At 62.1% G+C, this 26,451-nt stretch carries 20 protein-coding genes; 7 read left to right on the top strand and 13 right to left on the bottom strand.

What is annotated here, in order from left to right:
* Window positions 1-24: 24 nt before the first annotated feature.
* Genes hslU through hslV form a run of 3 tightly spaced genes read right to left on the bottom strand, consistent with a single transcriptional unit; the run spans window position 25 to window position 2,953 of the window.
* Entirely contained in the window at window positions 25-1,323 is a 1,299-nt protein-coding gene (hslU, locus tag LOKVESSMR4R_RS17830) for an ATP-dependent protease ATPase subunit HslU (protein WP_087211546.1), read from the bottom strand.
* Window positions 1,320-2,402, bottom strand: a complete 1,083-nt coding sequence (locus LOKVESSMR4R_RS17835; RefSeq protein WP_087211549.1) for a hypothetical protein — start codon at window positions 2,400-2,402, stop codon at window positions 1,320-1,322. The genes hslU and LOKVESSMR4R_RS17835 overlap by 4 nt, the downstream gene beginning before the upstream one ends.
* Window positions 2,399-2,953 (bottom strand): ATP-dependent protease subunit HslV, encoded by a 555-nt coding sequence (gene hslV / locus LOKVESSMR4R_RS17840; RefSeq protein WP_087213538.1) that lies wholly within the window; start codon window positions 2,951-2,953, stop codon window positions 2,399-2,401. The genes LOKVESSMR4R_RS17835 and hslV overlap by 4 nt, the downstream gene beginning before the upstream one ends.
* Before the next feature lie 101 nt (window positions 2,954-3,054).
* On the opposite strand from hslV, the gene LOKVESSMR4R_RS17845 reads away from it, so the two are divergent.
* On the top strand, window positions 3,055-3,972 hold the full coding sequence (locus LOKVESSMR4R_RS17845; RefSeq protein ID WP_087211552.1) for a hypothetical protein: 918 nt from the start codon (window positions 3,055-3,057) through the stop codon (window positions 3,970-3,972).
* Window positions 3,973-3,974: 2 nt separating this feature from the next.
* Here the strand turns inward: LOKVESSMR4R_RS17845 and trxA are convergent, their stop codons facing one another.
* From trxA to regB, 8 genes are all read right to left on the bottom strand, one after another.
* A complete protein-coding gene (gene trxA, locus LOKVESSMR4R_RS17850) occupies window positions 3,975-4,295 on the bottom strand; it encodes a thioredoxin (protein WP_087211556.1) in 321 nt (106 codons plus the stop codon).
* Window positions 4,296-4,354: 59 nt separating this feature from the next.
* The gene (gene addA / locus LOKVESSMR4R_RS17855) at window positions 4,355-7,687 is read right to left on the bottom strand and encodes a double-strand break repair helicase AddA (RefSeq protein WP_087211560.1); all 3,333 of its coding nucleotides are present in this window, start codon (window positions 7,685-7,687) and stop codon (window positions 4,355-4,357) included.
* A complete protein-coding gene (addB, locus tag LOKVESSMR4R_RS17860; protein WP_087211565.1) occupies window positions 7,684-10,608 on the bottom strand; it encodes a double-strand break repair protein AddB in 2,925 nt (974 codons plus the stop codon). Before addB ends, addA begins: the two co-directional genes overlap by 4 nt.
* Window positions 10,601-11,272 (bottom strand): nucleotidyltransferase family protein, encoded by a 672-nt coding sequence (locus LOKVESSMR4R_RS17865; RefSeq protein WP_087211568.1) that lies wholly within the window; start codon window positions 11,270-11,272, stop codon window positions 10,601-10,603. The genes addB and LOKVESSMR4R_RS17865 overlap by 8 nt, the downstream gene beginning before the upstream one ends.
* Complete coding sequence (locus LOKVESSMR4R_RS17870) at window positions 11,269-12,237, bottom strand: aminoglycoside phosphotransferase family protein (RefSeq protein WP_087211571.1); 969 nt, start codon at window positions 12,235-12,237, stop codon at window positions 11,269-11,271. Before LOKVESSMR4R_RS17870 ends, LOKVESSMR4R_RS17865 begins: the two co-directional genes overlap by 4 nt.
* On the bottom strand, window positions 12,230-12,694 hold the full coding sequence (tsaE, locus tag LOKVESSMR4R_RS17875) for a tRNA (adenosine(37)-N6)-threonylcarbamoyltransferase complex ATPase subunit type 1 TsaE (RefSeq protein ID WP_087211574.1): 465 nt from the start codon (window positions 12,692-12,694) through the stop codon (window positions 12,230-12,232). Before tsaE ends, LOKVESSMR4R_RS17870 begins: the two co-directional genes overlap by 8 nt.
* Window positions 12,695-12,735: 41 nt before the next feature.
* Complete coding sequence (locus LOKVESSMR4R_RS17880; RefSeq protein WP_087211577.1) at window positions 12,736-14,295, bottom strand: PAS-domain containing protein; 1,560 nt, start codon at window positions 14,293-14,295, stop codon at window positions 12,736-12,738.
* Between the two features lie 73 nt (window positions 14,296-14,368).
* Window positions 14,369-15,772 carry a sensor histidine kinase RegB gene (gene regB, locus LOKVESSMR4R_RS17885; protein WP_157898270.1) on the bottom strand — a complete coding sequence of 468 codons (1,404 nt, stop codon included), beginning with the start codon at window positions 15,770-15,772 and terminating at the stop codon, window positions 14,369-14,371.
* Window positions 15,773-15,915: 143 nt separating this feature from the next.
* Between regB and LOKVESSMR4R_RS17890 the strand changes: the two genes are divergently transcribed.
* Both LOKVESSMR4R_RS17890 and LOKVESSMR4R_RS17895 read left to right on the top strand, forming a co-directional pair.
* Entirely contained in the window at window positions 15,916-16,467 is a 552-nt protein-coding gene (locus LOKVESSMR4R_RS17890) for an ActR/PrrA/RegA family redox response regulator transcription factor (protein WP_237331969.1), read from the top strand.
* A 55-nt stretch (window positions 16,468-16,522) separates the two neighbouring features.
* A complete protein-coding gene (locus LOKVESSMR4R_RS17895; RefSeq protein ID WP_087211581.1) occupies window positions 16,523-16,981 on the top strand; it encodes a copper chaperone PCu(A)C in 459 nt (152 codons plus the stop codon).
* On the opposite strand, the gene ppsR is transcribed toward LOKVESSMR4R_RS17895, so the two are convergent.
* On the bottom strand, window positions 16,975-18,402 hold the full coding sequence (gene ppsR / locus LOKVESSMR4R_RS17900) for a transcriptional regulator PpsR (RefSeq protein WP_087211584.1): 1,428 nt from the start codon (window positions 18,400-18,402) through the stop codon (window positions 16,975-16,977). The genes LOKVESSMR4R_RS17895 and ppsR overlap by 7 nt on opposite strands.
* A gap of 35 nt (window positions 18,403-18,437) precedes the next feature.
* Window positions 18,438-19,238, bottom strand: coding sequence for a cobalamin B12-binding domain-containing protein (locus LOKVESSMR4R_RS17905; protein WP_237331844.1), 801 nt, complete (start codon window positions 19,236-19,238; stop codon window positions 18,438-18,440).
* Window positions 19,239-19,503: 265 nt separating this feature from the next.
* On the opposite strand from LOKVESSMR4R_RS17905, the gene bchF reads away from it, so the two are divergent.
* The 4 genes from bchF (at window position 19,504) to LOKVESSMR4R_RS17925 (ending at window position 26,437) form a co-directional block, all read left to right on the top strand.
* Window positions 19,504-20,016: a 2-vinyl bacteriochlorophyllide hydratase gene (bchF, locus tag LOKVESSMR4R_RS17910; RefSeq protein WP_087211590.1), complete on the top strand. Its 513-nt coding sequence runs from the start codon at window positions 19,504-19,506 to the stop codon at window positions 20,014-20,016.
* Window positions 20,013-21,293, top strand: a complete 1,281-nt coding sequence (locus tag LOKVESSMR4R_RS17915) for a ferredoxin:protochlorophyllide reductase (ATP-dependent) subunit N (protein ID WP_087211594.1) — start codon at window positions 20,013-20,015, stop codon at window positions 21,291-21,293. Before bchF ends, LOKVESSMR4R_RS17915 begins: the two co-directional genes overlap by 4 nt.
* Window positions 21,294-21,354: 61 nt before the next feature.
* Window positions 21,355-22,905, top strand: coding sequence for a ferredoxin:protochlorophyllide reductase (ATP-dependent) subunit B (bchB, locus tag LOKVESSMR4R_RS17920; RefSeq protein WP_087211600.1), 1,551 nt, complete (start codon window positions 21,355-21,357; stop codon window positions 22,903-22,905).
* On the top strand, window positions 22,895-26,437 hold the full coding sequence (locus LOKVESSMR4R_RS17925; RefSeq protein ID WP_087211606.1) for a magnesium chelatase subunit H: 3,543 nt from the start codon (window positions 22,895-22,897) through the stop codon (window positions 26,435-26,437). Before bchB ends, LOKVESSMR4R_RS17925 begins: the two co-directional genes overlap by 11 nt.
* Window positions 26,438-26,451: the final 14 nt, after the last annotated feature.

The raw sequence follows: 26,451 nt of genomic DNA on the forward strand, positions 1-26,451 counted from the left end.
CAAAGTGATAGCGCTAACCGGAATTCAAAGAACGTAGCGGCTGACATCCACCGAGCGGGACAATTCCCCCAGATGCTTTTCGACGAAAGCGGCATCGACGGCGATATCCTCGCCGCCACGGTCGGGCGCGTTGAAGGACAGATCCTCGAACACGCGTTCCATCACGGTATAAAGCCTGCGGGCACCGATGTTTTCGACCGCCTCGTTCACATCGGCGGCGATCTTGGCCAGCGCCTTGATCCCGTCCTCGGTGAAGGTGACGATCACCTGTTCGGTCTGCATCAGCGCGGAATATTGCAAGGTCAGCGCATTATCGGTTTCGGTCAGGATGCGGACGAAATCGCCTTCGGTCAGGGCGCGCAATTCCACGCGGATCGGCAGACGGCCCTGCAATTCGGGCAGCAGGTCCGACGGTTTGGCGACATGGAACGCACCCGATGCGATGAACAGGATATGGTCGGTCTTGATCGGGCCGTGTTTGGTGGACACGGTCGTCCCTTCGATCAGCGGTAGCAGGTCACGCTGTACACCTTCGCGCGACACATCGGCACCGCGTGCATCGGACCGGGCGCAGACCTTGTCGATCTCGTCCAGAAACACGATGCCGGATTGTTCGACCGCTTCCAGCGCGGCCTTGGTAACGGTTTCATCGTCGAGCAGTTTATCCGCCTCATCCGCAATCAGCGCGTCATAGCTGTCAGCAACGGTCATGCGTTTCTTGACGGTACGCCCGCCCATCGCCTTGCCGAACAGATCGCCCAGATTCATCATGCCGCCGGGCTGCCCGGGGATGTCGAAACCGCCCATCGGGTTGGATGTGTCGGTCAGTTCCAGCTCGATCACGGTGTTGTCCAGCTCGCCTGATTTGAGCTTGCGGCGGAACATTTCGCGCGTGGCTTCGCGGGCGTCAGTGCCGGCGACGGCGGTGATGACGCGTTCTTCGGCGGCTTCGCGGGCCTTGGTGCGCACATCCTCGCGCATATGTTCGCGGGTATCCAGAATGGCGGTATCCACCAGATCGCGGATGATCTGTTCGACGTCGCGCCCGACATAGCCGACCTCGGTAAACTTGGTCGCCTCGACCTTGATAAAGGGCGCGCGGGCCAGTTTCGCCAAACGGCGCGAGATTTCGGTTTTGCCCACACCGGTGGGGCCGATCATCAGGATATTCTTGGGATAAACCTCGTCGCGCAGGTCGTCGCCCAATTGCTTGCGGCGCCAGCGGTTGCGCAGGGCGACGGCGACGGCGCGTTTGGCCTCGGCCTGTCCGATGATGAAACGGTCCAGTTCCGATACGATCTCGCGGGGGGTCAGGTCTGTCATGTCAGTCCTTGGTTATGAGAAGGAGGAAGTTTATGCAGCGGCACGAAACCCGGCATCAGCCGCAGCACCCGCGCGCGGATCCGTTCCCAGAACGCACCCAGCAGCAACAGCACGATGCCCAGCGCCAGCACGGTATAGGCCGCACCGCTGCCATCCAGCACAGTGCCTGCCAGCACGACGATATAACCGATCGCCGCAATCAGGAACGACCGACGGTCGATGACGATCGCCACGATCGCGAAAAGCGCCAGAAAGGCCAGCAAGATCAGGTTTGACCCGCCATTGTGCTGATCCAGCAAGGACAGCGCCACCGTGTTCACCAATGCGGGTGCGGCCACGACATGCAGCCAGAACCCGTTGGCGGACCGGCGCGTGACGCGGTGTGGATCGCTTGTGTCGAATGCCATCGCGGCGGCGAAGACCAGCAAGCCCAGCGCCAGCGTGATCCAGGCAAATGGCCCGCCCGCCGATAGCAGGAACAGGTCGCTGATTTCTGTGATCCTTCCGCCACGGCTGGCGGCAAAGATGATTGCCACGACGAATAGCCCGACCGCGATCATCGCCATGGCAAATGGCACGCGGAACCGCCACCAATAAAGCCCAAGGGCAAGCGTGGCGAGCAAGAGCGGGACGGGCACGCTGCTATAATCGCCCTGCGCGATCATGAATGGTTCCGACATCAGCGCGATGAACCCAAAGGCTGCATTGCCCGCAAACATGATTGATAGCGCGATGGCGGGCGCGACCATGCGTCTTTTGCGGATGAAATATTCCGACAGCAGCCACAGAAACGCCGCACCCGCAAGTGACACGCCCAAAGCATAATCCTGCAGATTGACGATCCGGCTGCCGCCAAGAAGCAGCGTCACCACGCCCCACCAGCCAGAGGACAGGATCAGCAGACCGATCACGATGAAAATCTCGTTGAAGCCTTTGAACAGCTCGAAGGGTTCATCACCGGCGGCCAATGCCTCGCGCGCGCCGCGGCGGCTATCGGCAAGGCTGATCAGATTGGCCGCCTGCCGTTCCGACAAAAGCCCGCTGCCGACGGCGGCTTTCAGATCGTCGCGGTTGATCATCCCAAAGATTCCACCGTCAATTTGCCGTTGGTATAAACGCAGATATCCGCCGCAATCGCCATTGCCTTGCGGGCAATGTCCTCGGCCGCCAGATCGCTATCCATCAGCGCGCGTGCGGCGGCCAAAGCATAATTGCCGCCCGATCCGATGGCGGTGACATCATGTTCGGGTTCCAGCACATCGCCCGCGCCGGTGATCACGAACAGATCCTTGCCGTCGCTGACGATCAGCATCGCCTCTAGTTTTTGCAGATATTTGTCGGTGCGCCAATCCTTGGCCAATTCAACGCTGGCGCGGGCCAGTTGGCCGGGCGTCGCCTCTAGCTTTTTTTCCAGCCGTTCCAGCAGGGTAAAGGCATCGGCGGTCGATCCGGCGAAACCGCAGATCACATCCTGCCCGCCGGGTGACAGGCGGCGCACCTTGCGCGCGGTGCCTTTGATGACGGTCTGGCCCAACGAAACCTGCCCGTCACCCGCGATCACCACCTTGCCGCCTTTGCGCACCCCGATGATCGTGGTGCCGTGCCAGCCCGGAAAGTTGTCTTGTGCCATCGTCACCGTCTCCATGTCGCTTGTGGCTATATGGCGGCAGGTTGCCATGCAAACAACCCCGCCACCTTGCTGCTGCCACGCACCAAGGCTAGCCTTAACGCATGAGTATCGCCAGTGTTGTCACGTTTTACCTGCACCCCAAGCTGCGCAAGCAAGCACAAGAGGGCCGCCATAATTTCATCGCCCTGATCGGCAAAGTGCTGACCGATGCCGGTTTGACCGTTGCCTTTGACAGCGACGATACCCTTGCACGGCTGCGCGCAATGGCACGGCCGGGACGCGGTATCTTCTTGATGGACCCGCCGGTCAATGGCCGCAGCCTGACGATGCGCAAGACCTATATCGTGCCGTTCTGGCATATCGAAACGCAGGCCGAACGCTGGGATTGGCCCGTCGCCCAAGCGCGGTTTGAACCGGCATTCGTCGATCCGACCAAGGCTGCGAATTTTCAAAATTTCTGGCAAAAGCGCCTGTTTGGCGATGCGGTCCAAGACCCGCGCCGGGATGGTTTTGTCTTTATCCCTTTGCAGGGGCGTCTGACAGAAAAGCGGTCATTCCAGCATTGCAGCCCCATAGAGATGATCCGCAGCGTTCTGCAACATGACCCCGCCCGCCCGGTGATCGCCACGCTGCACCCCTCTGAGACCTATCAGCCCGACGAAGAAGGTGCGCTGGAACAGCTGCTTGCCGAATATGACAGGCTCTATATCCGCCGGGGCAACCCCGACCGTTACCTGCGCACTTGCGATTACATCGTCACGCAGAATTCGGGGCTGGCGTTACAGGGGTTCTTGTTCAACAAACCCGCGATCCTGTTCGGACGGTCGGATTTTCACCATATCACGCTGAATATCGCCGATATCGGCGCAGAGGCGGCCTTTAGTGCCGTAACAAGCCATGCGCCCGATTACGCAGCCTATCTCTATTGGTTCTTGCAAATGCAAGCGATCAACGCAGGCAGGCCAGAGGCGCAAGACCGGATTGCACAGGTCTTGCGCGGCCATGGATGGCCTGTCTAGCGTCAGATCGAGTCTTCGATCCAGCCTTGGATCGCGGCTTTGGGGGCAGCGCCTGCCTTGTTCGCGACGACCTGGCCGTTCTTGAAGACGAATAGCGCAGGAATACCGCGCACGCCCATCTGAGCGGGCGAATTGGGGTTTTCGTCAACATTGACTTTGACGATTTTCACCTTGCCCGCCATCTCGGCAGAGAGTTCTTCCAAAGCGGGGCCGATCTGTTTGCAAGGGCCACACCATTCCGCCCAGAAATCCACGACGACGGGGATGTCGGACTGGCGCACTTCGGCGTCAAAGGTTGCGTCTGTTACTGCTACGGTGGCCATTGGGATGCTCCTTGGCGTCATTCATTGGACCGCAAACCTATGAACGCGCGGGGCAATGGTCAAGGCATGGCAAGCCCTGTCATGGTTTCTTGCAACAGCGGCTCTGGCAGGTGCATCAGCTGCGCCGTCGCTGTCCACAAGATCGCGACCGTGATCTGCCGGTCTGGAAACACCTGCCGCAAGGCCGCGTGATAAACCGCCTGCTGGCGCAGCACGCCCAGCGGTGTCTGCGCGGGGCTGCCCGGCACAAGGCGGTTGGTCTTGTAATCCACCGCCAGCACGCTGCTCGGGGTCAGGATCAGCCGGTCAATCGTGCCATGCACGCGGCCCAAATTTGCCAGATCGGCGGTGATCGGCACCTCTGTCAGCGCGTCATCGCCCCAAAGATGGGTCAAGCCGGATTGGTCCAGCAGCCGGATCACGCTGTCGGTCAGGGTCGGGTCAACCGGCACCAGCGCATGACCAAGCCCCGCCCTGTCGGCAGTGGCCGCGCGCGGCAGATGTTCCAACAGCAGATGGATCAGCGTGCCGCGCTCTTTGGCATCGGCGTCGTCATCGGCCAGATCGCCGGGCAAGACCTTGGCCCCCGGCAAATCGGATGGGGAAATCGTCTTGGCGGATGGCACATCGGGCAATGGGTCAAAGACTGGCACGACCACTTCGGGCGCTGCGACCCCGGGCTTATCCACCAGATCCAGCCCGTCCCAATCCAGATAGGCCACGCGCTGCACCTGCAGATCGCCCGCCATCGCGGTTTCGGCCTGCCGTGCTTTCATCCCGGCGGCGACGATATTGTACCAGCTGTCCATATCCTCGCCGACATCGCCCGAGGCCCCGACGATCAGCCATTTTTCCGCCCGCGTCATCGCGACATACAGCAGGCGCAGGCGTTCTTCATCCTGCTTGGCCAGCACGGCCTCGCGCAGGGCGAGCGCCGCGGCGGGGGTTGCGGCGCTGGGGGTTTTCCAGATCACGCAATCGGGGGCGGGCAGGATCTCGCCTTTGAATTCATTCCGGCGTTTCATCGTTTCGGGCAGGATCACGATGGGGGCCTCCAGCCCTTTGGCGCCATGCACGGTCATCACCCTGATCTTGTCGCCCTGGCTGTCCATCTGGCGTTTGACCTCCAGATCGTCGGTCTGCATCCAGGTCAAAAACCCGGTCAGGCTGGGCACGCCGGTCTGTTCATAGGCCAAAGCCTGCGACAAGAGCGCGTCAATCCCGTCCTCTGCCTCTGGCCCCAGCCGCGCCAGCAATTTGCGCCGCCCGTCATGGCGGGTCAGGATGCGGGCGATCAGGTCATAGGGGCGCAGGAAATCGGCCTTGCCGCGCAGGTCGTCCAAGATCGCCAACGTGTCAGGATGCGGCGCATTGCGCAAAGCGTCCCACAGGAATTGCTTTTCACCGCGATGATGCGCCAGCGTGAACAAATCCTGTTCCGACCAGCCGAACAAGGGCGAGCGTAAGGCAGCCGCCAGCGATAGATCATCCTCGGCCAGCGCGAGGAATGACAAGAGCGCCGCCAGATCCTTGACCGCCAGTTCCGCGCCCACGCGCAGACGGTCGGCACCGGCGACGTTCAGCCCTGCGGCTTTGCAGGCGCGGATAATCTCGGCGAACAGATCCGACCGGCGCTGCACAAGGATCAGGAAATCCCCCGCCGTGATCCTGCGACGTTTGTAGCTGCCGGAATTGCCGTCCTCCTCTGGGATGGTTTCATGCGCGATCATATGGCTGATCTGGTCCGCGATGCGCTGGGCCATCTGGACATGATGGTCGGCCTCGCCGGGTTGATCGACAGGCTGATACCACGGGCGCGTATCCTCGGTCTTGGCCGCGTCAATCACGGGCCAAAGATCGACACGCCCCGGCATCTGGTCCTTGAAGGCGATATGGGTCAGCGCATCATCCATCCCCGCCGCCTGTTCGCCGGTGAATGTGGCATCGACCACCGACAAGATCGCCTGCGACGACCGGAACGAATGATCCAGCGATGTCGCCTCGAAAGGCTTGCCGATGGCATCATGCGCCGCGCGGAAATGCGCCTTCATCTTGTCAAAAGCGGCGGGATCGGCGCCCTGGAACGAATAGATCGATTGTTTCTTGTCACCCACAACGAACACCGTGCGTTCGCGGTTGGGCCGCGACCCGGCACCGGTGGCAAATTCCTGCGTCAGCGTTTCGACCACGTCCCATTGCGCGGGGCTGGTGTCCTGGGCTTCGTCGACCAGCACATGATCGATCCCGCCATCCAGCCGGAACAAGACCCATTGCGCCACCGCCGGATCGGTCAAAAGCGCGCGCGCCTTGCTGATCAGATCGTCGAAATCCAGCGCCCCCATTGCCAGTTTGCGCGCCTCATAGGCGGGCACGAAAGCGCGGCCAAAGCGATAAAGCGCAAGGGTGCGGTCATAGGCATCCATGGCAAACAGATGCTGTTTGGCGGCGGCGACACGGTCCATCCACGCATGGACAGCCTCTGCGATGGGGGCCATCGCCTCGACCGCTTTGCCATGGTTGCTTTGCGGGAAATTGCGGGATTTGGACGTGTTGTCAGCGTAAAGCAGGCGTTTGAACAGCGCTTCCAGCACCGTCCAATCGGGGTCTTTGAGGTTCAGCGCCAACAGATCGCGCGACAGGGTCTTATAGGTCGCGGATTGGCTGGCGAATAATTCTGCCATTTCTTGCGCGATCTCGGGTTCCTCGCCGCTAAAGGCGATGGCAAAGGCATCGTCACGGCGTGGATCAGGGCCAAGACCCAAAGTCGTGGCGATAGTTGCGCTGCCCGTGTCGCGCAAAAACGCCGCCTTATGGCGCGCCACCTCGGCGGTCAGTTTGGCCAGATCATCGCCGGTGAAATGATGCAGCATCCCGGTCACGGCATCCGCTGCCTCGCCCTGCACCAAAGCATCCATCACTTCGGCGCGCAGCAATTGCGCGGCGCGATCTTCCATTTCGCGGAACTGGGGGCTGACGCCGGCCTCCAGCGGGAAGCGGCGCAGCACAGCGGCGCAAAACGAATGGATCGTCTGGATCTTCAGCCCACCGGGCGTTTCGATCGCCCGCGCGAACAAGGTGCGCGCGGCGCGCAGCTGGTCCGCGTCAATCATCCGGTCCACGCCAAGACGGCGCAGATCATCGCGCAAAGCCTCATCCGGCATCATCGCCCAAGCCCCCAGCCGCTTGAACAGGCGGTTCTGCATCTCGGCGGCGGCGGCCTTGGTATAGGTCAGGCAGAGGATATTCTGCGGCGAGACATCTTCCAGCAACAGCCGCGCGACACGGTCGGTCAGCACGCGGGTCTTGCCCGACCCAGCATTGGCGGCAAGCCATGTCGATATCTGCGGATTGGCCGCATCGACCTGCCGCTGGGTGGCCGCGTCGCGGATCATGTCAGCACCTCGGGCTGGGCCGGGTCGCTGGTATCCCATTCGCCAAAGCGGGACAGATGGTCATAATCGCCGCTGTCATTCTTGGAAAATAGCGCATAACGGGCGGTATATCCGCTGTCAGCCCGTTGCCAATGTTGCAAAAGTGCGATCATGCCCGCCATGGTTGCATCTGTCGGGCTGTCCTTCATCGGGGCGGGAACGGTTTTCGCATCGGGTTTTATGCTGACAAATTGCGCATCCGCGACCTGCACCGGACCGACCGCTTCAAAACCGCCGTTTTCGACCATCGCCACCTCTAGCAGCAATTGCTTGTCGAATTTTTCCTGCTGCGGTTTTGTCGGCATCGTGCCGGTCTTGTAATCATAAAGGATCGCCGTGCCCTCTGGCGTCAGGTCGATCCGGTCGGCCTTGCAGGTCAGCGTGACCCCGACGCCGGGGATCAAAAGCTTGCCTTCCTGCTCGACCAGACGTGTGTCGGACAGCGCCTGCCGGTCGACCTCGGCCGCGCAGAAGGCGATTGCCGCCTGCGCAAACCGCGCCATCCATTGCGCGCGGTTCGTGGGCCAGGGGCATTTTGCGGCGAAATGCTGGGCCGCGATATCCAGCAAGGCCGCCAGATCATCGGGGGCATGGTTCTGTCTGATGAAATCCTCAAGTATCCCGTGGATGATCACCCCGCGCAGCGGCGCATCCGCGCTGGGCGTCAGCGGGTTGAGCGGGTTCAGCCCCAGCACCTTGCGCGCATAGATCGCATAGGGGTCGCGGATCAGAATCTTGATCTGCGTGACCGAGAAGGCATCGGGCCGTGCCGCGACAGGCGGGCAGGGCGCGGGGCGTTGGGCTTTCGGCAGCTCGGCCGAAGGGGCGGAAAGCTTTGCAGCCATCGCCAGCCACGCCGCACCGCGCGCCTGCATCAGGCGCAGGGCTTCTGGCCCGTTCTGATCTGGCAAGCCGCCCAACAGGTTCGTTAGCCGGTTGATCCAGCGTGACGGGATAGTTTCAGCGTCGGACGAGCGTTTGGCGCGGGTGATCCAAACCTCGCGCCCGGCCACGGCCTGCTGGTAATCATGCGCGGACAGGCCCACACGGCGTTCGGGCAACAGTAGCCCCGCCTGCGCGCGCATCATCCGGTTCAGCCACGGGTCAGGTGCGGGGGCCTCTGGCCAGACACCGTCATTCATGCCGCCCAGAATGGTCAGATCGGCGCCCTGCACCCGCGCCTCGAGCGTGCCCCAGATCAGGATCTGTGGATGGCCGGCATCGCGGTCGCGCACCACGCCGCCTGACAGGATCTTGCCGAACAAGGCGTCGTAATCGCGGGGCGACATGATGCCGCCAGACCCCGCATGGATGCGCAGGTCGGTGCAGATGCGCTGCGCCTCGCGGCCCGCCGCCGCAGCCCATAGGCCACCGGCACCGGCCATGGCGGGACCGGCACAAAAGGATTCCGCCAGCGTCAGATGCGCGTCCAGATGGTCGGTCAGATGTTTGTCGCCCGCTGTCTCATGCCCCGAGATCAGCCCCGCCACCCATTCTGCCCAAAGCTGCCGATCCGCGCAGTCGCCAGCCCATGTCAGCAATGTCTCGGCTGTGGGGAAGGGTGGCCCATGGCGGCGCAGATGCAGTTCCAGATCATGCGTCAGGCGCAGATGATCACCACGGTCGTTATCGGCGGAATGGCATAAGGGATGTTTAAGCAGGGTCAGCAACGCCTCGCCCGTCAGCGGGGTGCCGAACAGATCCGCCACATGCCGCAACAACCGCCCCGGAGGCGACAATTGCAAGGGCGTGCCCGCGCTGTCATCGGGCTTGATATCCCACCGGTCCAAGGCGGCGGTCACCTGCCGTGTCAGCATCCGGTCGGGCGAAATCAGCGCGGCGGTGATCCCGTCCTGCACGGCTTGGCGCAGGCGCAGCGCGATGGCCTCTGCCTCGGCGCGGGGCGATGCGGCTTCCAGCAGGGTCAGCCCTTCGGTCGCGGCGATCAGACAGCCAAGGTCCGGCCCTTCCTGCAACCATTGGCTGGTCACCGGCGCAGGGCGCAGCGACAGCGACACCAACCTGTTGCGCGCGGGGCGTTGCGGCGCAAGATCGGACCAGCGCGCGACATCATCAGGGGCAAAGCCGATCAGATCCATCAGCCGTTTGAACCGGTATTGCGGATGATCCTCATGAGTCAGCCCGTCATCCATCGCGGACCAGACAGCAGCGGGCAGATCGGTGTCATAACCCGGCAGCACGATCGCGCCTTGCGGCAATTTCGCCACCGCCTGCATGAACAGCGCGGTCGCCCCGCGCGACCCGGTGGACCCCGCCACGATCACCGGATGATCGGGGGGCGCGTCCGTCCAACGCGCGGCCAGCGTTTCAATCACCAGCCTTTGGCGGGCCTCGGTATCGGGCTGGCTGGTGGTGTCAAAGAATTGCGCGATGATGGTCAGGAATTTCTGCGCGCGCGCCCAATGGCCGGATTGGTCGCTGACATCAAGGGCTGCGATCGCATCGGGGCTGACGCCTTCGCCCTGCATTTCATCCATCAGGCTGGCCAGACTATCGGCCAGATCATAAAGTGCGGCCCGCGGGGCCAGATCGGGTTCGCTTTCCAGCAATTGCGCCACCAATTGCGCCAATTCCAACCGGCGCTGCAAAGGGGCGACGGCAGGGGGCAGGTCCTTGGATATCGGGTCGCGGGCCAGATCCGTCACCAGCCGGATGCGCGGCAATAGCAGCGCAGGCCCCGCATCAAACATCGCGCGGATGCGCCGCTGCATGCGGGCGGTGTTGACGTAAATTTCGACGCGGGCGAAATCTTCGGGCGGCATGTCTTGCGCACGCGCCATCAGCCCCGCAACAAGGCCCTTGGCGTAATCCACGCCGCAAGGTTCGACAAAGATACGTGGGCCGGTGGTTGGATCAAACATGCAGCATCTCCTCGGCCAGGCGGATGCTAGAGGGCTGCCCCACATCGCACCATTGCCCGTCATAGACGGTGCCATATAGCCCGCCGCCTGCCGCCATCTTGTCCCAGATCAGGTTCAGCGAAAAGACATCCTGCGCCACATCGGCCAAGCTGTCGGTGCGGATGATCTGCAGGCCGGTGTAAATCGCATCCGGCGCACGGTGCAGGCGGCCATCCGCAGCGCGGGTGAAATCGCCCGGACCTTTATGCCCGCGGACGCGGTCGCGCGGGATGATCAGCAACAGCGCCTCCATCCCCTCGCGCCAGGCGGCGGTCAGCTGCGCGACAGGGTTGGGGCCGCGCCAGACGGCATCGGTGTTCATCGTGATCACCGGACCCCCACCCAAGAGCGGCAGCGCATGGCGCAAGCCACCGCCGGTTTCGCGCAGCAGGTCGGTTTCATCGGAAAACAGGATGTTCCGGCCCGCCAGATGGGCGCGCAGCATTTCCGCGCGATAATGCAGGTTCACGACCTTTGTGCCGATCTGTGGCAGATCGCTCAGCGCCAGCGCATGGTCGATCAGCGGCTGGCCTGCGACCTGCACCAGCGGCTTGGGCCGGTCCTTGACCAGATCGCCCATGCGGGTGCCCAGCCCTGCGGCGAAGAAAAGCATGGCAAAGCTCATCGCCGCAACCTTGCCAGCAAGGCCGCATCGGGTGGCGGCAGCAGGTCAGCCACCACATTGCGCAGATCGGCCAATGCGGGATGCGCCAGATCCTTTTGCAATTGCGCCCAGACGCGCGGGATCATCGCGATATAGCGGGTCTTGCCCTGCGCGGTCGCCAGCCGGGCAAAGACGCCCAGGATCCGCAGGTTCCGCTGCGCGCCCAGACAGGCAAGCTGTGCGGGAAAATCCGCGCCCGCGCCCGTGGCCGCCATGAAATGGGCGATCATCGCGGCGCAGATATCCTCGGGCACGTCGCGTCTTGCGTCGCGCAGTAGCGAGGCCAGATCATAGCCCAGCGGCGCGACAAAGGCGTCCTGAAAATCCAGCAGCCCGACCCGTGCCAGACCATCCAGATCAGGCCGCCAGATCAGGTTTTCGGCATGATAATCGCGCAAAGCCAGCCTGTCGGCACGCGGGGCCAGCGCGGCCATCGCGGCTGTCACGGCGGCGACCAGATCGGGCAGCGGGCGCTGGGCGTAATGCGTGCCGGTGATCGCCACCATCTCGCCCGCGACCTGCGGTGTCAGCCGGGTCAGCGCGGGGGGGGACAGTTTGGCCAGATGGGCCAGCACATCGGTGCTGGCGCGGTAAAGCGGCAGCGCCTCGGCCGGGTGCCGGTCCAGCCATTGCGCAAGGCTGTCGCGGCCAAGATCGGTCAGCAAAAGCAGGCCCGCCTGTCTATCCTGCGCCACTATCGCGGGCGGGTGGAGCCCGGCATCCGCCAGAAAGCCCGCGATTGCGACAAAGGGCGTGACGTCTTCGCCCGCCTCGGGAGGGGCATCCATCAAGATCAGGGTTTGCGCCGCTTTGCTGAGCCGCAGGTAATTGCGGCCGGATGCATCGGCGGCAATCGGGTGCTGTTGCCAGCTGTCATGCCCTGTCTGCGCCAGAAAGGCGGTGATGGCGCGGCTGCGGTCAGACATGCAGCTTTGCCAGTCGGTCCTGCCATGCGGGTGGTGCGTCAAAGGTCACAAGGTGATCCTCTGCGCGCGCGGCAAAATTCAGCGTCAGCGCCGTATCGGGTGCATCAGGGCCAAGCCTGTCGGGCCATTCAATCAGGCAGATCGCGGTCTGGAACGCCTCGTCCAGGCCAAGTTCCAGCACCTCGGCGGGATCAGTCAGCCGGTAAAGATCGCAATGCCAGATATCGCCGTCTGGTGCCTCATAGGTCTGGACCAGCGTGAAAGTGGGGGACGGTACATCCTCCATCCGGTTCAGGCGTGCACGGATCACGCCGCGCGCAAAGGCCGATTTTCCCGCACCGATGGCCCCTTGCAGCAGGATCGTATCGCCCGGATGCAACAATGCGGCCATTGCCGTGGCAAAACGATTGGTCGCCGCTTCATCGGCAAGGCTGATCTGGCGGGCTGCGGCGGTCATGGCGGGACTCTATGGTCTGTGCCATCGCCTGCAAGTCCAAATCAGCGTTTGAGCGCGCGGATCGCGGGATCGGTCTGGGCCAGTTTACGCAAAACCGGCAGGTTGCGCGGGGCCAGCGTGAACCGCACCATTGTCATGCCGCCAGCAATCGGGATCGCCTGACAGCGCAGCATGCGACCATCCGCCAGCAAGGCATCGTCCGACCAGGGGTCGCGCGGGCCGGTCTGATGGATGAAATGCTGCAAATCGGTCCAGTCGGTCGCGGGGGCGCAACAGGCGTGCCATGTCACGATTTCCGATGCGGCGGCGCGATGTTCCAACCCCGGATCAGCCTCCATCCCCCATAATGTCGCATAGGCGCGGTTATACATGACCAGCGTGCCCGCCACCGTGAACACCGCGATCCCGTCGGACAGCGCGTCCAGCACTGCCTGACCGGTTTCGATATCCGACCGGAACCGGCGCGTCAGGGACAGATCGGCGGTGATATCCTCGAACAGAAAGGCAAAGGCGCCATCCGGATGCGGCCGGCCCGTCACGCGAAAAGCCTGACCGTCAGGCAGGTTCCACATCTCGCGGTAGGTGCCGTTGCGGGCGGCGGCTTCAACGGCGGTGAATTGATCCCGCCAGGATGCGTAATCCTTGGGTTCAGGCAGGATGCGGGTTTCGCGCAACCGGTCCAGCACCGTGTCGATGGTCGGGCGCGTGCTCAGAAATTCGAAGCCCAGCCGCGTCATATCCAGCAGCGCGGGGTTAAAGGTCACCAACCGGCGGTGCCTGTCAAAAATCGCAAGCCCGATGGAAAGTTCGGCAAAGGTTTTGCCCATGGTCTGGACAAAGGTCTTGCGGTCCTGGTCCGCGCGGACAGCCGCGCTCGCATCGGTGGCGAAATGCAGTGTCGATTGACCTTGTTGCACCGACAGCACGTCGCACCATTGGTCGGGATCATTGCCAGCGGCTGGAAAAGCGACCCGGCGAAGGCCGCTGGCGCCCCCGCTGGCGCCCCCATCGCTTGGCGCGGCCAATGCGCTGGCATCATGCTGGGTCTGGTCGCGTCCGGCCCAGAAATCGGTATGGGCCTGATTGGCCCAGATCACCTTGCCATCGCTATCGGTGCGCCAGATCAATTGCGGCGTATGGCGCAGCACATCGCGCAACAAGGCCAGTTCATCCGCCTGTTGGCTGGTCGCAAAGGGGACCAGCGCGCCATCTGCATCCTTTGGCAAACTGCCACAGACCGCGACACGCAGCTGGCCATGCGGCCAAGTGATATCGACCCAGATCGACGCGTGATGGCGATGCGCGATCCGGCATGATTTCTGGTCATTGGCGTCAAGATGCGCGGCAAGACCGGGGAATTCGGGGGCGAGCACATGGATCATCGCATCGCGGTCATCCATCAGGCTGAACGGCGCGATCATCTGCTGGGCATCATGCGTCGTGTCGATCAACCTGTCGCCATGAAACAAAAAGACCGGTCCGGCCGGTGGGATCACCTGTGCGGCATCAACCGGCAGCGCGCGGGCGGCTGTGCGCCATTGCCATCCAAGGCCAACGACAATCGCCACAATGGCAATGGTCAAGAGAATCAGCGACATCATGCAACAATCCTTGCCTGTTCATGCAAAGACCCTCGCGCAGTAAAGTTAACTGGGGGTTAAGTGCCCGGCAGGATCATGGCCAGGGCATGATCGGGACATTCTGCCCCAATGCGGGCGCATCGCCCTTGGTATCGGATGCAACCTTGTCGCGCGGCCAGACGACCTCGACGATTGCGCCGCCCGTGGCCTGCCCGGTCCAGCTGGCATGGCCATGCCTGCGGCTATTGGCAAAGGTCAGCTGCGCGCCCGACCGTTCCAGCAGCGTCTTGGCAATGAACAGGCCCAGCCCCATGCCTTCGTATCCGGGGCGGCGATAGCCATCTTCGGCCAGCCTGCGCCGCCGGACATAAGGATCGCCGATGCGCCCGATCACGGATTGTGGAAAGCCGCTGCCATCATCGGATATGCGGATGCTGATGGCGCTGTCGGACCATGTCATCTCGATCCAGACTTCGCTTTGGGAAAAATCGACCGCATTCTGGATCAGGTTGCGCAGACCGTGGATGATTTCCGGCCTGCGGTTGATCACCGGCTGGGTCTGGGTCGCGCCTTGTTCGGGGGCGATTTCAAATGTGACCATCTTGCCCCGGCTCAGATGCGGTTCCGCCGCTTCGCGCACCACGGTTTCCAAAGGCGCCTGCCGCAGATGCAGGTCATCCTTGCCGACGCGGCCCATCGAATGCAGGATATCGCGGCATCTGTCGGCCTGGGTGCGGATCAGGTCCGCATCCTCCAGCAGTTCAGGGTGGTCTTCGAGTTCTTCCATCAATTCGGTGCTGACCAGCTTGATCGTGGCCAACGGTGTGCCCAATTCATGCGCGGCGGCGGCGATGACACCGCCCAGATCGGTCAGCTTCTGTTCGCGCGCCAGCGCAAGCTGGGTGGCCAGCAGCGCCTCGCCCATGGCATGCATCTCGGTGGTGACCTGCCTTGCATAGATCGCCAGAAAGACGACACCGATCACCAGCGCCAGCCAGAACCCGAACTGGAACAACATGGGCAAGGCCAATGGGCTGCCATCAACCAACAGCAAGGGCATATGGGACTTGCTGATCAGCGTGATCAGAAAGATCGCGACAATCCCCAGAAACACCGTGCTGCGCAAATGCAAAACCGTCGCGGCAATCGTCACGGGGGCCAGCAACAGCAGGGCGAAAGGATTGTTCAATCCGCCGGTCAGAAACAACAAAACGCCCAGTTGCATCAGGTCGAAAAACAGCCACAGGGTGGCTTCGCGTTCGGACAAGCGCTTGTTTTCGGGGCTGCTATAGCGCGACAGCAGATTGGCCAGAACCGCGCTGGCGATGACAAGCCCGACCAGGCCATAATGAAATTCCAGCTGATAAAGCTGGGCCGCCACAATCGCGGCAATCGCCTGGCCCAGTGCCGCGAACCAGCGCAGCGTGACAAGCGTGCGCAACCGCACCCAATTGCTGCGTTCCTGATCTTGAAACATCTGGAATTCGGAAATGGACATCGGCAGCGCCCTTGCAGCTGAAAGCGCCGTGATACTGCCTGGCTGCGCTGCGATCAATGCGACCAATCGACGATCGGCGCCAAGCCGTTGACGAGATGCCCGCGCGGCCTAGTTCTTGGGCGACAAGATCAAGGATGACACGCATGATGACCGGGCCATTGGACCTTGGCGACGACAAATCGCTGCTTTTGGTGGATGATGATGATGCTTTTCTGAAACGTTTGGCCAAGGCCATGGAAAAACGCGGATTCGAGGTCGAAATGGCCGGCTCTGTCGCTGCGGGCAAGGCGATTGCCACGGCCCGCCCCCCGGCCTATGCCGTCGTCGATCTGCGCCTAGAGGATGGCAACGGCCTTGATGTGGTCGAAGTGCTGCGCGCCCGTCGCCCCGAAAGCCGGATTGTCGTGCTGACAGGATATGGGGCCATTGCAACCGCTGTGGCCGCCGTCAAGATCGGGGCCACGGATTACCTGGCCAAACCGGCCGATGCCACCGATGTGACCAATGCGCTGCTGGCGCTAAGCGATACGCTGCCGCCGCCGCCCGAAAACCCGATGAGCGCCGATCGCGTGCGTTGGGAACATATCCAGCGGGTCTATGAACTTTGCGATCGCAACGTGTCAGAAACCGCGCGGCGCTTGTCGATGCACCGGCGCACCTTGCAGCGTATTCTGGCCAAACGCAGCCCGCGATAGCAGCCCTTGCCCGGCGTGCTTTGCCACATTAAAGCACCCGCAAAAGGAGAGCTTGATGAAAAACCTGATGATGCTGGCCGCGCTGCTGCTGCCGACCGCGCTGTTTGCGCATGATTACACCCTTGGTGGCTTGCAGATCATTCACCCCGCCGCCGGGGTAACGGCGCCCACGGCGCAGGCGGGTGCGGGATATTTCCAGATCGTGAACAAGGGCAGCCAGCCTGACCGGCTGATCGGGGTGACGGCCGATTTCCCGCGCGTGATGATCCACACCACCCAGATGGATGGCGATATCGCGCGGATGGTGCATCTTGATGCGGTCGATATTCCCGCAGGCGAAACCGTGACCTTTGCGCCGGGTGGATTGCATGTGATGTTCATGGGGCTGAACGGCGATCCATTCGCGCTGGGCGAAACCTTTGACGCGGTGCTGATCTTTGAAAACGCGGGCGAAATCCCCGTCGTGTTCTATGTCGAAGAGATCAGCGACCTGACCGACCACAGCCATCACTGATTATCGTCGGGGTCCCGGATCAGCAGATCGAACTTGCGCAGTTTGACATAAAGCGACTGGCGCGACAGGCCGAGCATTTCTGCCGCCGCGACGCGGTTGTTCATGGTCAGCGCCACCGCTGTTTCGATACACATCTTTTCGACGACATTGGTGGTTTCGGCGACGATTTCCTTCAGCGTGGCACTGCCCACCAGCTCGACCACTGACCGCATGCTTTCGTCATTGCTGGGCAGCATCGCGCCACGGCTGGTGTCGGCATGGTTGGAATCGCGCATCACGAAGGCAAAGACCGAATGGCTGCCCGCATGCAGCTTGGTGACGGAAATCTCAACCGAGCGGGGGCTGCCATATTGCCCGGCGATCCGTGTCGCGTAAATCCGCATCCGGCCTGCGCGGGTGGCGTTTTCGGTCATGACCTTCAGATCAACGCTGCCGCGTTGCAGGTAATCGGCAAGGCTGCGGCCGCGCACATTGATGTCATGGGCCACGTCGATCAGGTCCAGAAACGCATCATTGGCGGATAGGACATCGCCGTTTTCAGACGCGAAAACAATCGCTTCGGGTCCGCTAAGGTAAAGATCCTGCATATTGCGTGCAAGGTTATCCGCCTTAAGACCGCTATCATCATCCGGCACGATGCGGCACAGCAAGATACGTTCGCCCGCCGCGCGAAACAGCGTCGGCGCCAGCTGCACCAGCTTGGATTTGCCGCGCAATTCGATCTTCATACCATCCGCGCGTTCCGAAATCGCCAGCGTCGTCAACGCCTCGACCAGATCGCCGCGTTTGCGGGTTTCGAAACAGCTCATCAGCGGGTTACCGATCAGATCATCGCGCGAGCGGTCCAGCAAAGTCGTGGCGGCGGCATTGGCCTCGGTGATCTCGCCGCTTTGGACCGAGACGAACAGAACAGGTTCGGCCATACTGCCCAGCAAGACGCGGAACCGGGTGTCGAATTCGCGCTGCACCTCGTAATCGCGTTCCAGTGCCAGCTGGGCCTTGATCAATTGCTGCTGCATCTCGGAAATCGCGCGCAGGTCGCGGCCCAGCATCAACACGGCACCATCAGGCGCGATACGGTGAAAACTGTAGCGAACCGGCGAATCCCAATCGCTGACCTCGCGCGAATGGTTCAATTCGACCGGGCGGACATCACTGTCCCCGGCCAGAAACGCTGCCAGGCGACTTTCGAATTTCGGCAGGCTTTCAACAGCCAGCGAGTCGCGGATATCCTTGCCTTCCCAATGTTCAAGCACCAGAAAAGAGGGATGGTTCGGGTTGACGATTACCGACAGAACCTTGCATTCATCGGAAATCACGATGGCCAGATCGGCCACATCGGCGATGATATCGCCCAGAATTTCGGGGGCGATCAGCGGGATCGCACCACTTTTCCAGAATTTCGCACCACGCGAGGTCATGGCAAGTTCCCTTTGGGCAACATCTTCGGCACGACCTAAACCTCGCGCGGTTGCGGCGCGATGGTCAGATATTTGGTAGTCAGGCCGCACAGCTCTAACGCCTCGCTCGGCACATTTGTTGCATGGTCCGCACCCGTCAAAGCCGTCACATCATTATGGTTTTCGACCTCAAGGACGGTTCCGCCTATCACGATAGGCATCGGTGTCTTGGACGAACTACGGACGAGGTAGACAATGCGTCGCAGCGATTCAAGGCTTTCGCCCGAGGATGCCGAAATGAACACGGCATCATAGCTGGTCTTGGCTAGTTTTTGTGCAAGCTCTTGCGGCTCTGCCCCCAGCATCAGCCGGACGGACAGCCCTTTGCGGCGCAGCTGGCCGCTCAGCACCATGGCGCCCAATGTGTGATAGACGTCCTGTCCGACGATCAGCATGATCGAAGGCGCTGCCGGGTTCGCTGATTGATCGCCGGCCCATTCGGGGCCAAGTTCGCGCAGCATCGCCTGCAACCGCGACACGCCGATCGTCACGGCCGCAAAGCTCAGCCCGTCCGAACACCAATCATCGCCAAGGTCGCGCGCCAGCTGCGGAATATAGAAATCGGCGATATCGTCGCGGGCGATCCCGGCCGTGATCGCATCTTGCAGCACATGGGTGCAGGCATCACGGTTCACCGCCAGAACGGCGGCGCGCATTGCGGCGATCACTTGCTTGTCCAGCTGTCGGGTAGAAAACGGCACCAGAGTCAGCCCCGCGGCGGCGGCCTGTGTGATAGAGTCCGGAGGCAGGCGAGGCGTCTTTCCCGCCATGACGTCTATGTTCCGGCGATCGCCCATACCCGCTCCTGACCTTTGACCCGCATCAGCGCGCGTCAACAGTATATCACATTCTCAGCGCTCTGGGGCATAATGTCAAAGTAAATTGACACAATCCCAAACCAGCCCCCGATTTGATTGGCTAATAGACTGATTTATTAGACATAATATGCCGTTTCAGGGGCGGTGCGGCGAACTTACACATGCTGGAATATAGGTGTAAGTTAAAGTTGACACATGCCACGGATCGCCCTTAATCTGGGCATAGTCAGTATCGGGAGGCCCCATGTCAGTCACAAGCACCGCGCCGGGAAATACCGCCGCCAGTGGTCGCCCCGCGACCCGTCGGCTGTATTCCGATGCAGAGCGGGCACGGCGTGACGGCACCCGCTGGACGCTGGTCCAGGGGATTCTGGCGCCCGTGCAATTCGTGGTCTTTCTGATCTCGCTGGTGCTGGTGCTGCGGTATCTGGCGACAGGGGGTGGATATGATGCCGCGACCCTCTCGATCGTGGCCAAGACATTCTTGCTGCTTACCATCATGATCACCGGCGCGATCTGGGAAAAAGTCGTTTTCGGTCAATACCTTTTCGCGCCCGCCTTCTTTTGGGAAGACGTGTTCAGCTTTGGCGTGATCGCGCTGCATCTGTGGTATCTGGCGGCGCTGCTGACGGGCGCGATGGATCCTGTTGCGCTGATGTATGTCGCGCTGGCCGCCTATGCTGCTTATGTGATCAACGCCGGGCAATTCCTGTGGAAACTGCGGATGGCCCGCCTTGATGCAGAGGGGCGCCCATGAACGCCCTGACCCCTTCCAACGGCGGTTGCCGCAGCGCGCCCGTTCTCAAGGAACGCGGCCAGCGCGAGGTCTTTTGCGGCCTGACGGGAATCATCTGGCTGCACCGCAAAATGCAGGATGCGTTCTTTCTGGTCGTCGGATCGCGCACCTGCGCGCATCTGCTGCAATCTGCGGCCGGTGTGATGATTTTTGCCGAACCCCGATTCGGCACCGCGATTCTGGAAGAAACCGATCTGGCGGGAATGAAGGATGCGCATGTCGAACTCGACCGCGAAGTCGCCCGCCTGCTCGCCCGTCGCCCCGATATCCGGCAATTGTTCCTCGTCGGCTCCTGCCCGTCCGAGGTGATCAAGATTGATCTCTCGCGCGCTGCTGAACGGCTGTCCCAGATCCATGCGCCCCATGTGCGGGTGCTGAATTATTCCGGCTCCGGGATTGAGACCACCTTTACCGAAGGCGAGGATGCCTGCCTTGCCTGCATGGTCCCCGTGCTCAAATCAACCGAGGCGCGCGAATTGCTGATCGTCGGCGCGCTGCCCGATGTGGTCGAAGACCAGATGCTGGCACTCTTGTCTGACATGGGCGTCGGCCCTGTCCGCCTGCTGCCCGCGCGCCGGATCGACGATACCACCGCCGTCGGCCCCAATAGTGTTTTCGCGCTGGTCCAGCCGTTTCTTGGCGAAACCCATGCCGCGCTGGAACGGCGGGGCGCGCGCCATCTGGCAGCGCCCTTCCCCTTTGGCGACGAAGGCACCACCGCCTGGCTGCGTGTCATCGCCACCGAATTCGGCGTCAGCGAAGAAACGTTCGAGGCCGTCACCGCCGCGCCGCGCGCCCGCGCGCGCAAGGCAATTGCCCAGGCCGCCGAGGTGCTGCGCGGCAAATCGGTCTTCTTCTTTCCCGACAGCCAGCTGGAAATCCCGCTTGCGCGTTTCCTGACCCGCGAATGCGGCATGACCGCGATCGAGGTGGGCAGCCCCTATATCCACGACGCGTTGCACGGTCCCGATCTCGACCTTTTGCCTGCCGGGCCGCAAATCTCCGAAGGGCAGGACGTGGATAAACAGCTCGACCGCGCCCGCGCCGCGCGGCCTGACCTGACAATCTGCGGCCTCGGCCTTGCCAACCCGCTGGAGGCCGAGGGCCTGTCCACCAAATGGGCCATCGAGCTGGTGTTCACGCCCGTTCATTTCTACGAACAGGCGGGTGATCTGGCGGGCCTGTTCTCGCGCCCTTTGCGCCGCAAGGCCGCCCTGCATCTGGAGGCCGCGCAATGACCCTCCCCCTCTTCCGAGCCCAAATATCCCGGGGTCCGGGGCAGCGCCCCGGGACAGCGCTATGAAACTGACCGTCTGGACATATGAAGGCCCGCCCCATGTCGGCGCGATGCGCGTCGCCACGGCGATGAAGGGTCTGCATTACGTCCTGCATGCGCCGCAAGGCGATACTTATGCGGACCTTTTGTTCACCATGATCGAACGGCGCAACCACCGCCCGCCGGTCAGCTATACTACCTTTCAGGCGCGCGATCTGGGCGCCGATACAGCCAGCTTGTTCAAGAAATCCTGTCAGGATGCCGTCGACCGGTTCCAGCCCGAGGCGATCATCGTCGGTGCATCCTGCACCGCGGAACTGATTCAGGATGATCCCGCAGGCCTGTCGGAAACGATGGGCCTGTCGATCCCCGTCATCCCGCTGGAATTGCCCAGCTATAGCCGCAAGGAAAACTTCGGCGCGGATGAGACGTTTTACCAGATCGTCAAGGCGCTGGCCAAGCCGCAGGACCGCTCTGCGCGGGTGACCTGCAATATCCTTGGGCCAACAGCGCTTGGTTTCCGCGCCCGCGACGATGTGGAAGAATTGACAGGGTTGCTGTCCGACCTGGGCGTGCAGGTGAATGTCGTGGCCCCCCTGGGTGCGACGCCAAGCGACATCGCCCGCCTGCCCGCCGCGCATTTCAACGTGCTGTTGTCCCCCGAAACGGGTGAAGCCGCCGCGCGCTGGCTGGAAAAGACCCATCACCAGCCATTTACGAAAATCGTCCCCATCGGCGTCGGTGCCACCCGCGATTTCATTGCCGAGGTGGGCGACATCATCGGCAAACCGGTGTTGATCGACGAAAGCCGCCTGCGCCTGCCCTGGTGGTCGCGGTCGGTGGACAGCACCTATCTGACCGGCAAACGCGTGTTCATCTTTGGCGATGGCACCCATGTCGCAGCCCACGCCCGCATCGCCCGCGATGAAATGGGCTTCGAGGTGGTCGGGCTAGGCTGCTACAACCGCGAAATGGCGCGGCCTGTGCGGGCATTGGCCAAGGCCTATGGCGTAGAGGCGCTCATCACCGATGATTACCTCGAGGTCGAGGCCGCGATCGAGGCGCTTTCCCCCGAAATGATCCTGGGCACCCAGATGGAACGCCATATCGGCAAGCGTCTGGGCATCCCCTGCGCGGTGATCTCTGCGCCGGTCCATGTGCAGGATTTCCCCGCCCGCTATTCCCCTCAGGTCGGGTTTGAAGGTGCCAATGTCATCTTTGACACGCTGATCCATCCGCTGGTCATGGGTCTGGAAGAACATCTGCTGACCATGTTCCGCGATGATTTCGAATTCCACGATGATGCCGGTCCCAGCCATCACGGTGGACATGCCCGAATTTCAGAAAATTCGGGTGCCTCCGGCGGGGATATTTCTGCTCGGAAGATGATCGAAGAGCCTGTGATCGCGGGCAATGTCATCTGGCTGGCCGATGCGGAAAAAGAGCTGAAGAAGATCCCCTTTTTCGTGCGCGGCAAGGCGCGGCGCAATACCGAAACCTATGCCAGCCAAAAGGGTCTGCACCAGATCAGCCTTGATACGCTTTACGAGGCAAAGGCCCATTATGCGCGATAATCTTGATCATAGCGCGTATCGCTTTGTCATCCTGACGCTGGATTCGCATTCCGCTGGCCCAGCGATGCGCGCCAGCGCCAAGCTGACAGCGGCCTTTCCGGGGCTGGATGTCACCATCCACGCCGCCGCCGAATGGGGCGAAAACCCGGCCGCGCTGATCGATGCCAAACAATCCATCGCGACGGCGAATATCATCGTCACGAATCTGCTGTTCCTCGAGGCCCATACCGCCGCGATCCTGCCGGACCTGATCGCGCGTCGCCCCGATTGCGACGCGATGATCAATATCATCGCCGATAGCGATATCGTCAAACTGACGAAAATGGGCGATCTGGACATGTCCAAGCCCGCAAGCGGGTTGATGGGCCTGCTCAAGCGGTTGAAACCCACCGCCAAGGCCAGCAAATCCGGCGAAAGCCAGATGAAGACGCTGCGCCGCCTGCCCAAGATCCTCCGCCTGATCCCGGGCAAAAGCCAGGATCTGCGCAATTGGTTCCTGTCGATGCAATATTGGCTGGGCGGGTCGGACGATAATATCGAACAGATGGTCCGCATGCTGGTGTCGCGCTATGCCAAAGGGCAGGACTGGAAGCCGGTCAAGATCGCGGCCCCCATCGAATATCCCGATGTCGGCGTCTATCACCCCGACCTGCCCGGCCATCACATCAGCACCGATCTGGCCGATCTGCCAGCACCTGCCGCCCCCGTGGCGACCGTCGGCATCCTGATGCTGCGGTCCTATATCCTGTCATCCGATTGCGCGCATTACGATGCCGTGATCCGCGCGTTCGAGGCCAAGGGCCTGCGCGTCATCCCTGCCTTTGCCGGTGGGCTGGACGGGCGCCCCGCGATCGAGCAATTCTTCCAAGGTCGCGTCGATGCGATGGTGTCGCTGACCGGCTTCTCGCTGATTGGCGGGCCTGCCTATAACGATAGCGATGCCGCCGTGTCGCTGCTGTCGAAACTGGATGTGCCCTATATCTCGGCCCAGCCTTTGGAATTCCAGACGCTTGGCCAATGGGCCGGCAGCGCGCAAGGTCTTGGCCCGATTGAAACCACGATGTTGGTCGCTTTGCCCGAAATCGACGGCGCGACCAATCCGACCGTGTTTGCTGGTCGCCACGGCCCTGATGGCTGCGACGGCTGCGCCCATAAATGCGCGCTGCAATCCGATTGCAAGGCGATGGCCCCTTGCCCTGAACGCATCGAAAACCTGGCCGAGAAAACCCGCCGCCTGGCCGTGCTGCGCCGCAAGGACAACGCCGCCAAAAAGGTCGCCATCGTCCTCTTTGGCTTTCCGCCCAATGCGGGCGCTGTCGGCACGGCTGCCTATCTTGCGGTCTTTGAAAGCCTGTTCAACACGCTGCACCGAATGCAGGCCGAAGGCTACACGATGGAGGTTCCCAAGACGGTGGACCACCTGCGCGCGATGATCCTGCAAGGCAATTCCCAGCAATATGGCCAGCAGGCCAATGTTGCCGCCCATGTCGATGCCGACACCATCGTGCGCACATCACGGCATCTGCCCGAGGTCGAGGCCGCTTGGGGCCCCGCCCCCGGCAAGGTGCAATCCGACGGGCGCGGTGTGTTCGTTCTGGGCCATCATTTCGGCAACGTCTTTGTCGGCGTCCAGCCTGCCTTTGGCTATGAAGGCGACCCGATGCGCCTGTTGTTCGAACGCGGTTTCGCGCCCACACATGCGTTTGTCACTTTCTACAGCTATCTGCGCGACACGTTCAGCGCCGATGTCGTGCTGCATTTCGGCATGCATGGCGCGCTGGAATTCATGCCGGGCAAACAGGCGGGCCTTGGTGCGCGCGACTGGCCGGACCGGCTGATCGGCGAGATGCCCAATGTCTATCTTTATGCCGCCAATAACCCGTCCGAGGCGTCATTGGCCAAGCGCCGGTCCAATGCGATCACGATCACCCATCTGACGCCGCCTTTGACGACAGCGGGCCTGTATAAGGGTCTGATCGACCTCAAGGACAGCCTGAAACGCTGGCGCGAAATGCCCGCCGAGGATCACCAGCGCGCCGATCTGGAACAGCTGATCCGCGATCAGGCCAATGCGGTCGATATGAACGCGCGCAATATCGACACGCTCTGGCTGAAGCTGCTGGAAACCGAAGGCTCGCTGATCACCGAAGGCTTTCATGTCGTGGGCCAGCCGATGTCGGGCGCCGCCCGCGCCGATATGATCCGCCTGATGCCAGCGGGCGAGGCTGCCGACCGCGCGGCAGAGCTGCTGAAGGAAGACCACGAACTGCCCGCGCTGATGCGCGCGCTATCGGGGCATTTCATCGCGCCTGTGCCGGGGGGTGATCTGATCCGCTCGCCTGCCATCGTGCCGACAGGCCGCAATATCCATGCTTTCGACCCGTTCCGCATGCCGACCGCCTTTGCCATGTCCGAAGGGCGCAAACAGGCCGATCTGCTGCTGGAAACACATGCGACATTGCCGCGGAGCGTGGCGCTGGTGCTCTGGGGGTCCGACAATATCAAATCCGATGGCGGGCCGATCGGGCAGGCCATGGCCTTGATGGGCACGGTGCCGCGTTTTGACAATTTCGGCCGTCTGGCGGGGGCCGATCTGGTGCCGCTGGACAAGCTTGGCCGCCCGCGCATCGATGTGGTGATGACGCTGTCGGGGATTTTCCGCGACCTGCTCCCGCTGCAAACCCGGATGCTGGCCGAGGCTGCGTTGAAATGCGCCCAAGCGGATGAGCCGCTGGACCAGAATTTCCTTCGCGCCCATGCGCTGGATTACGCCCGCCAGATGGGCTGTGATCTGGAAACCGCCGCGCTGCGCGTCTTTTCCAATGCCGAAGGCGCCTATGGGTCCAATGTGAACCAGCTGGTCGACAGCTCTGCCTTTGGGGATGAGGATGAATTGGCCGATGCCTATGAGGCCCGGAAATCCTTTGCCTATGGCGTCAACGGCAAGGCCACGCAAAACCCCGGCCTGCTGCAAAAGGCGCTCAAGGACGTGGATCTGGCCTATCAGAACCTCGAATCCGTCGAACTGGGCGTTACCACGGTCGATCATTATTTCGACACGCTTGGCGGCATTTCCCGCGCTGTGAAACGTGCCAAGGGCGGCGTGTCCGCGCCCGTCTATATCGGCGACCAGACGCGCGGATCGGCCAAGGTGCGCAGCTTGCAGGATCAGGTCGCGCTGGAAACCCGCAGCCGCAGCCTGAATCCGAAATTCTATGAAGGCCTGTTGAAACACGGCCATGAAGGTGTCCGCCAGATCGAGGCCCATGTCACCAACACGATGGGCTGGTCCGCCACGACAGGCGAGGTTGAACCCTGGGTCTATCAGCGCCTGTCGGAAACTTTCGTGCTGGATGATGCCATGCGCGAACGGCTGGCGGCGCTGAACCCGCAAGCCTCGATGCGGATGGCGAACCGTCTGCTGGAAGCATCGGACCGCAAATATTGGGCACCCGATGCTGCCACTTTGGCCGCGCTGCAAAACGCTGCCGACGCCTTGGAAGATCGCATGGAAGGAGTTGCCGCAGAATGACCCCTTTCGCAATG

The sequence above is a fragment of the Yoonia vestfoldensis genome, from assembly GCF_002158905.1.
GTDB classification, from domain to species: Bacteria; Pseudomonadota; Alphaproteobacteria; order Rhodobacterales; family Rhodobacteraceae; genus Yoonia; species Yoonia vestfoldensis_B.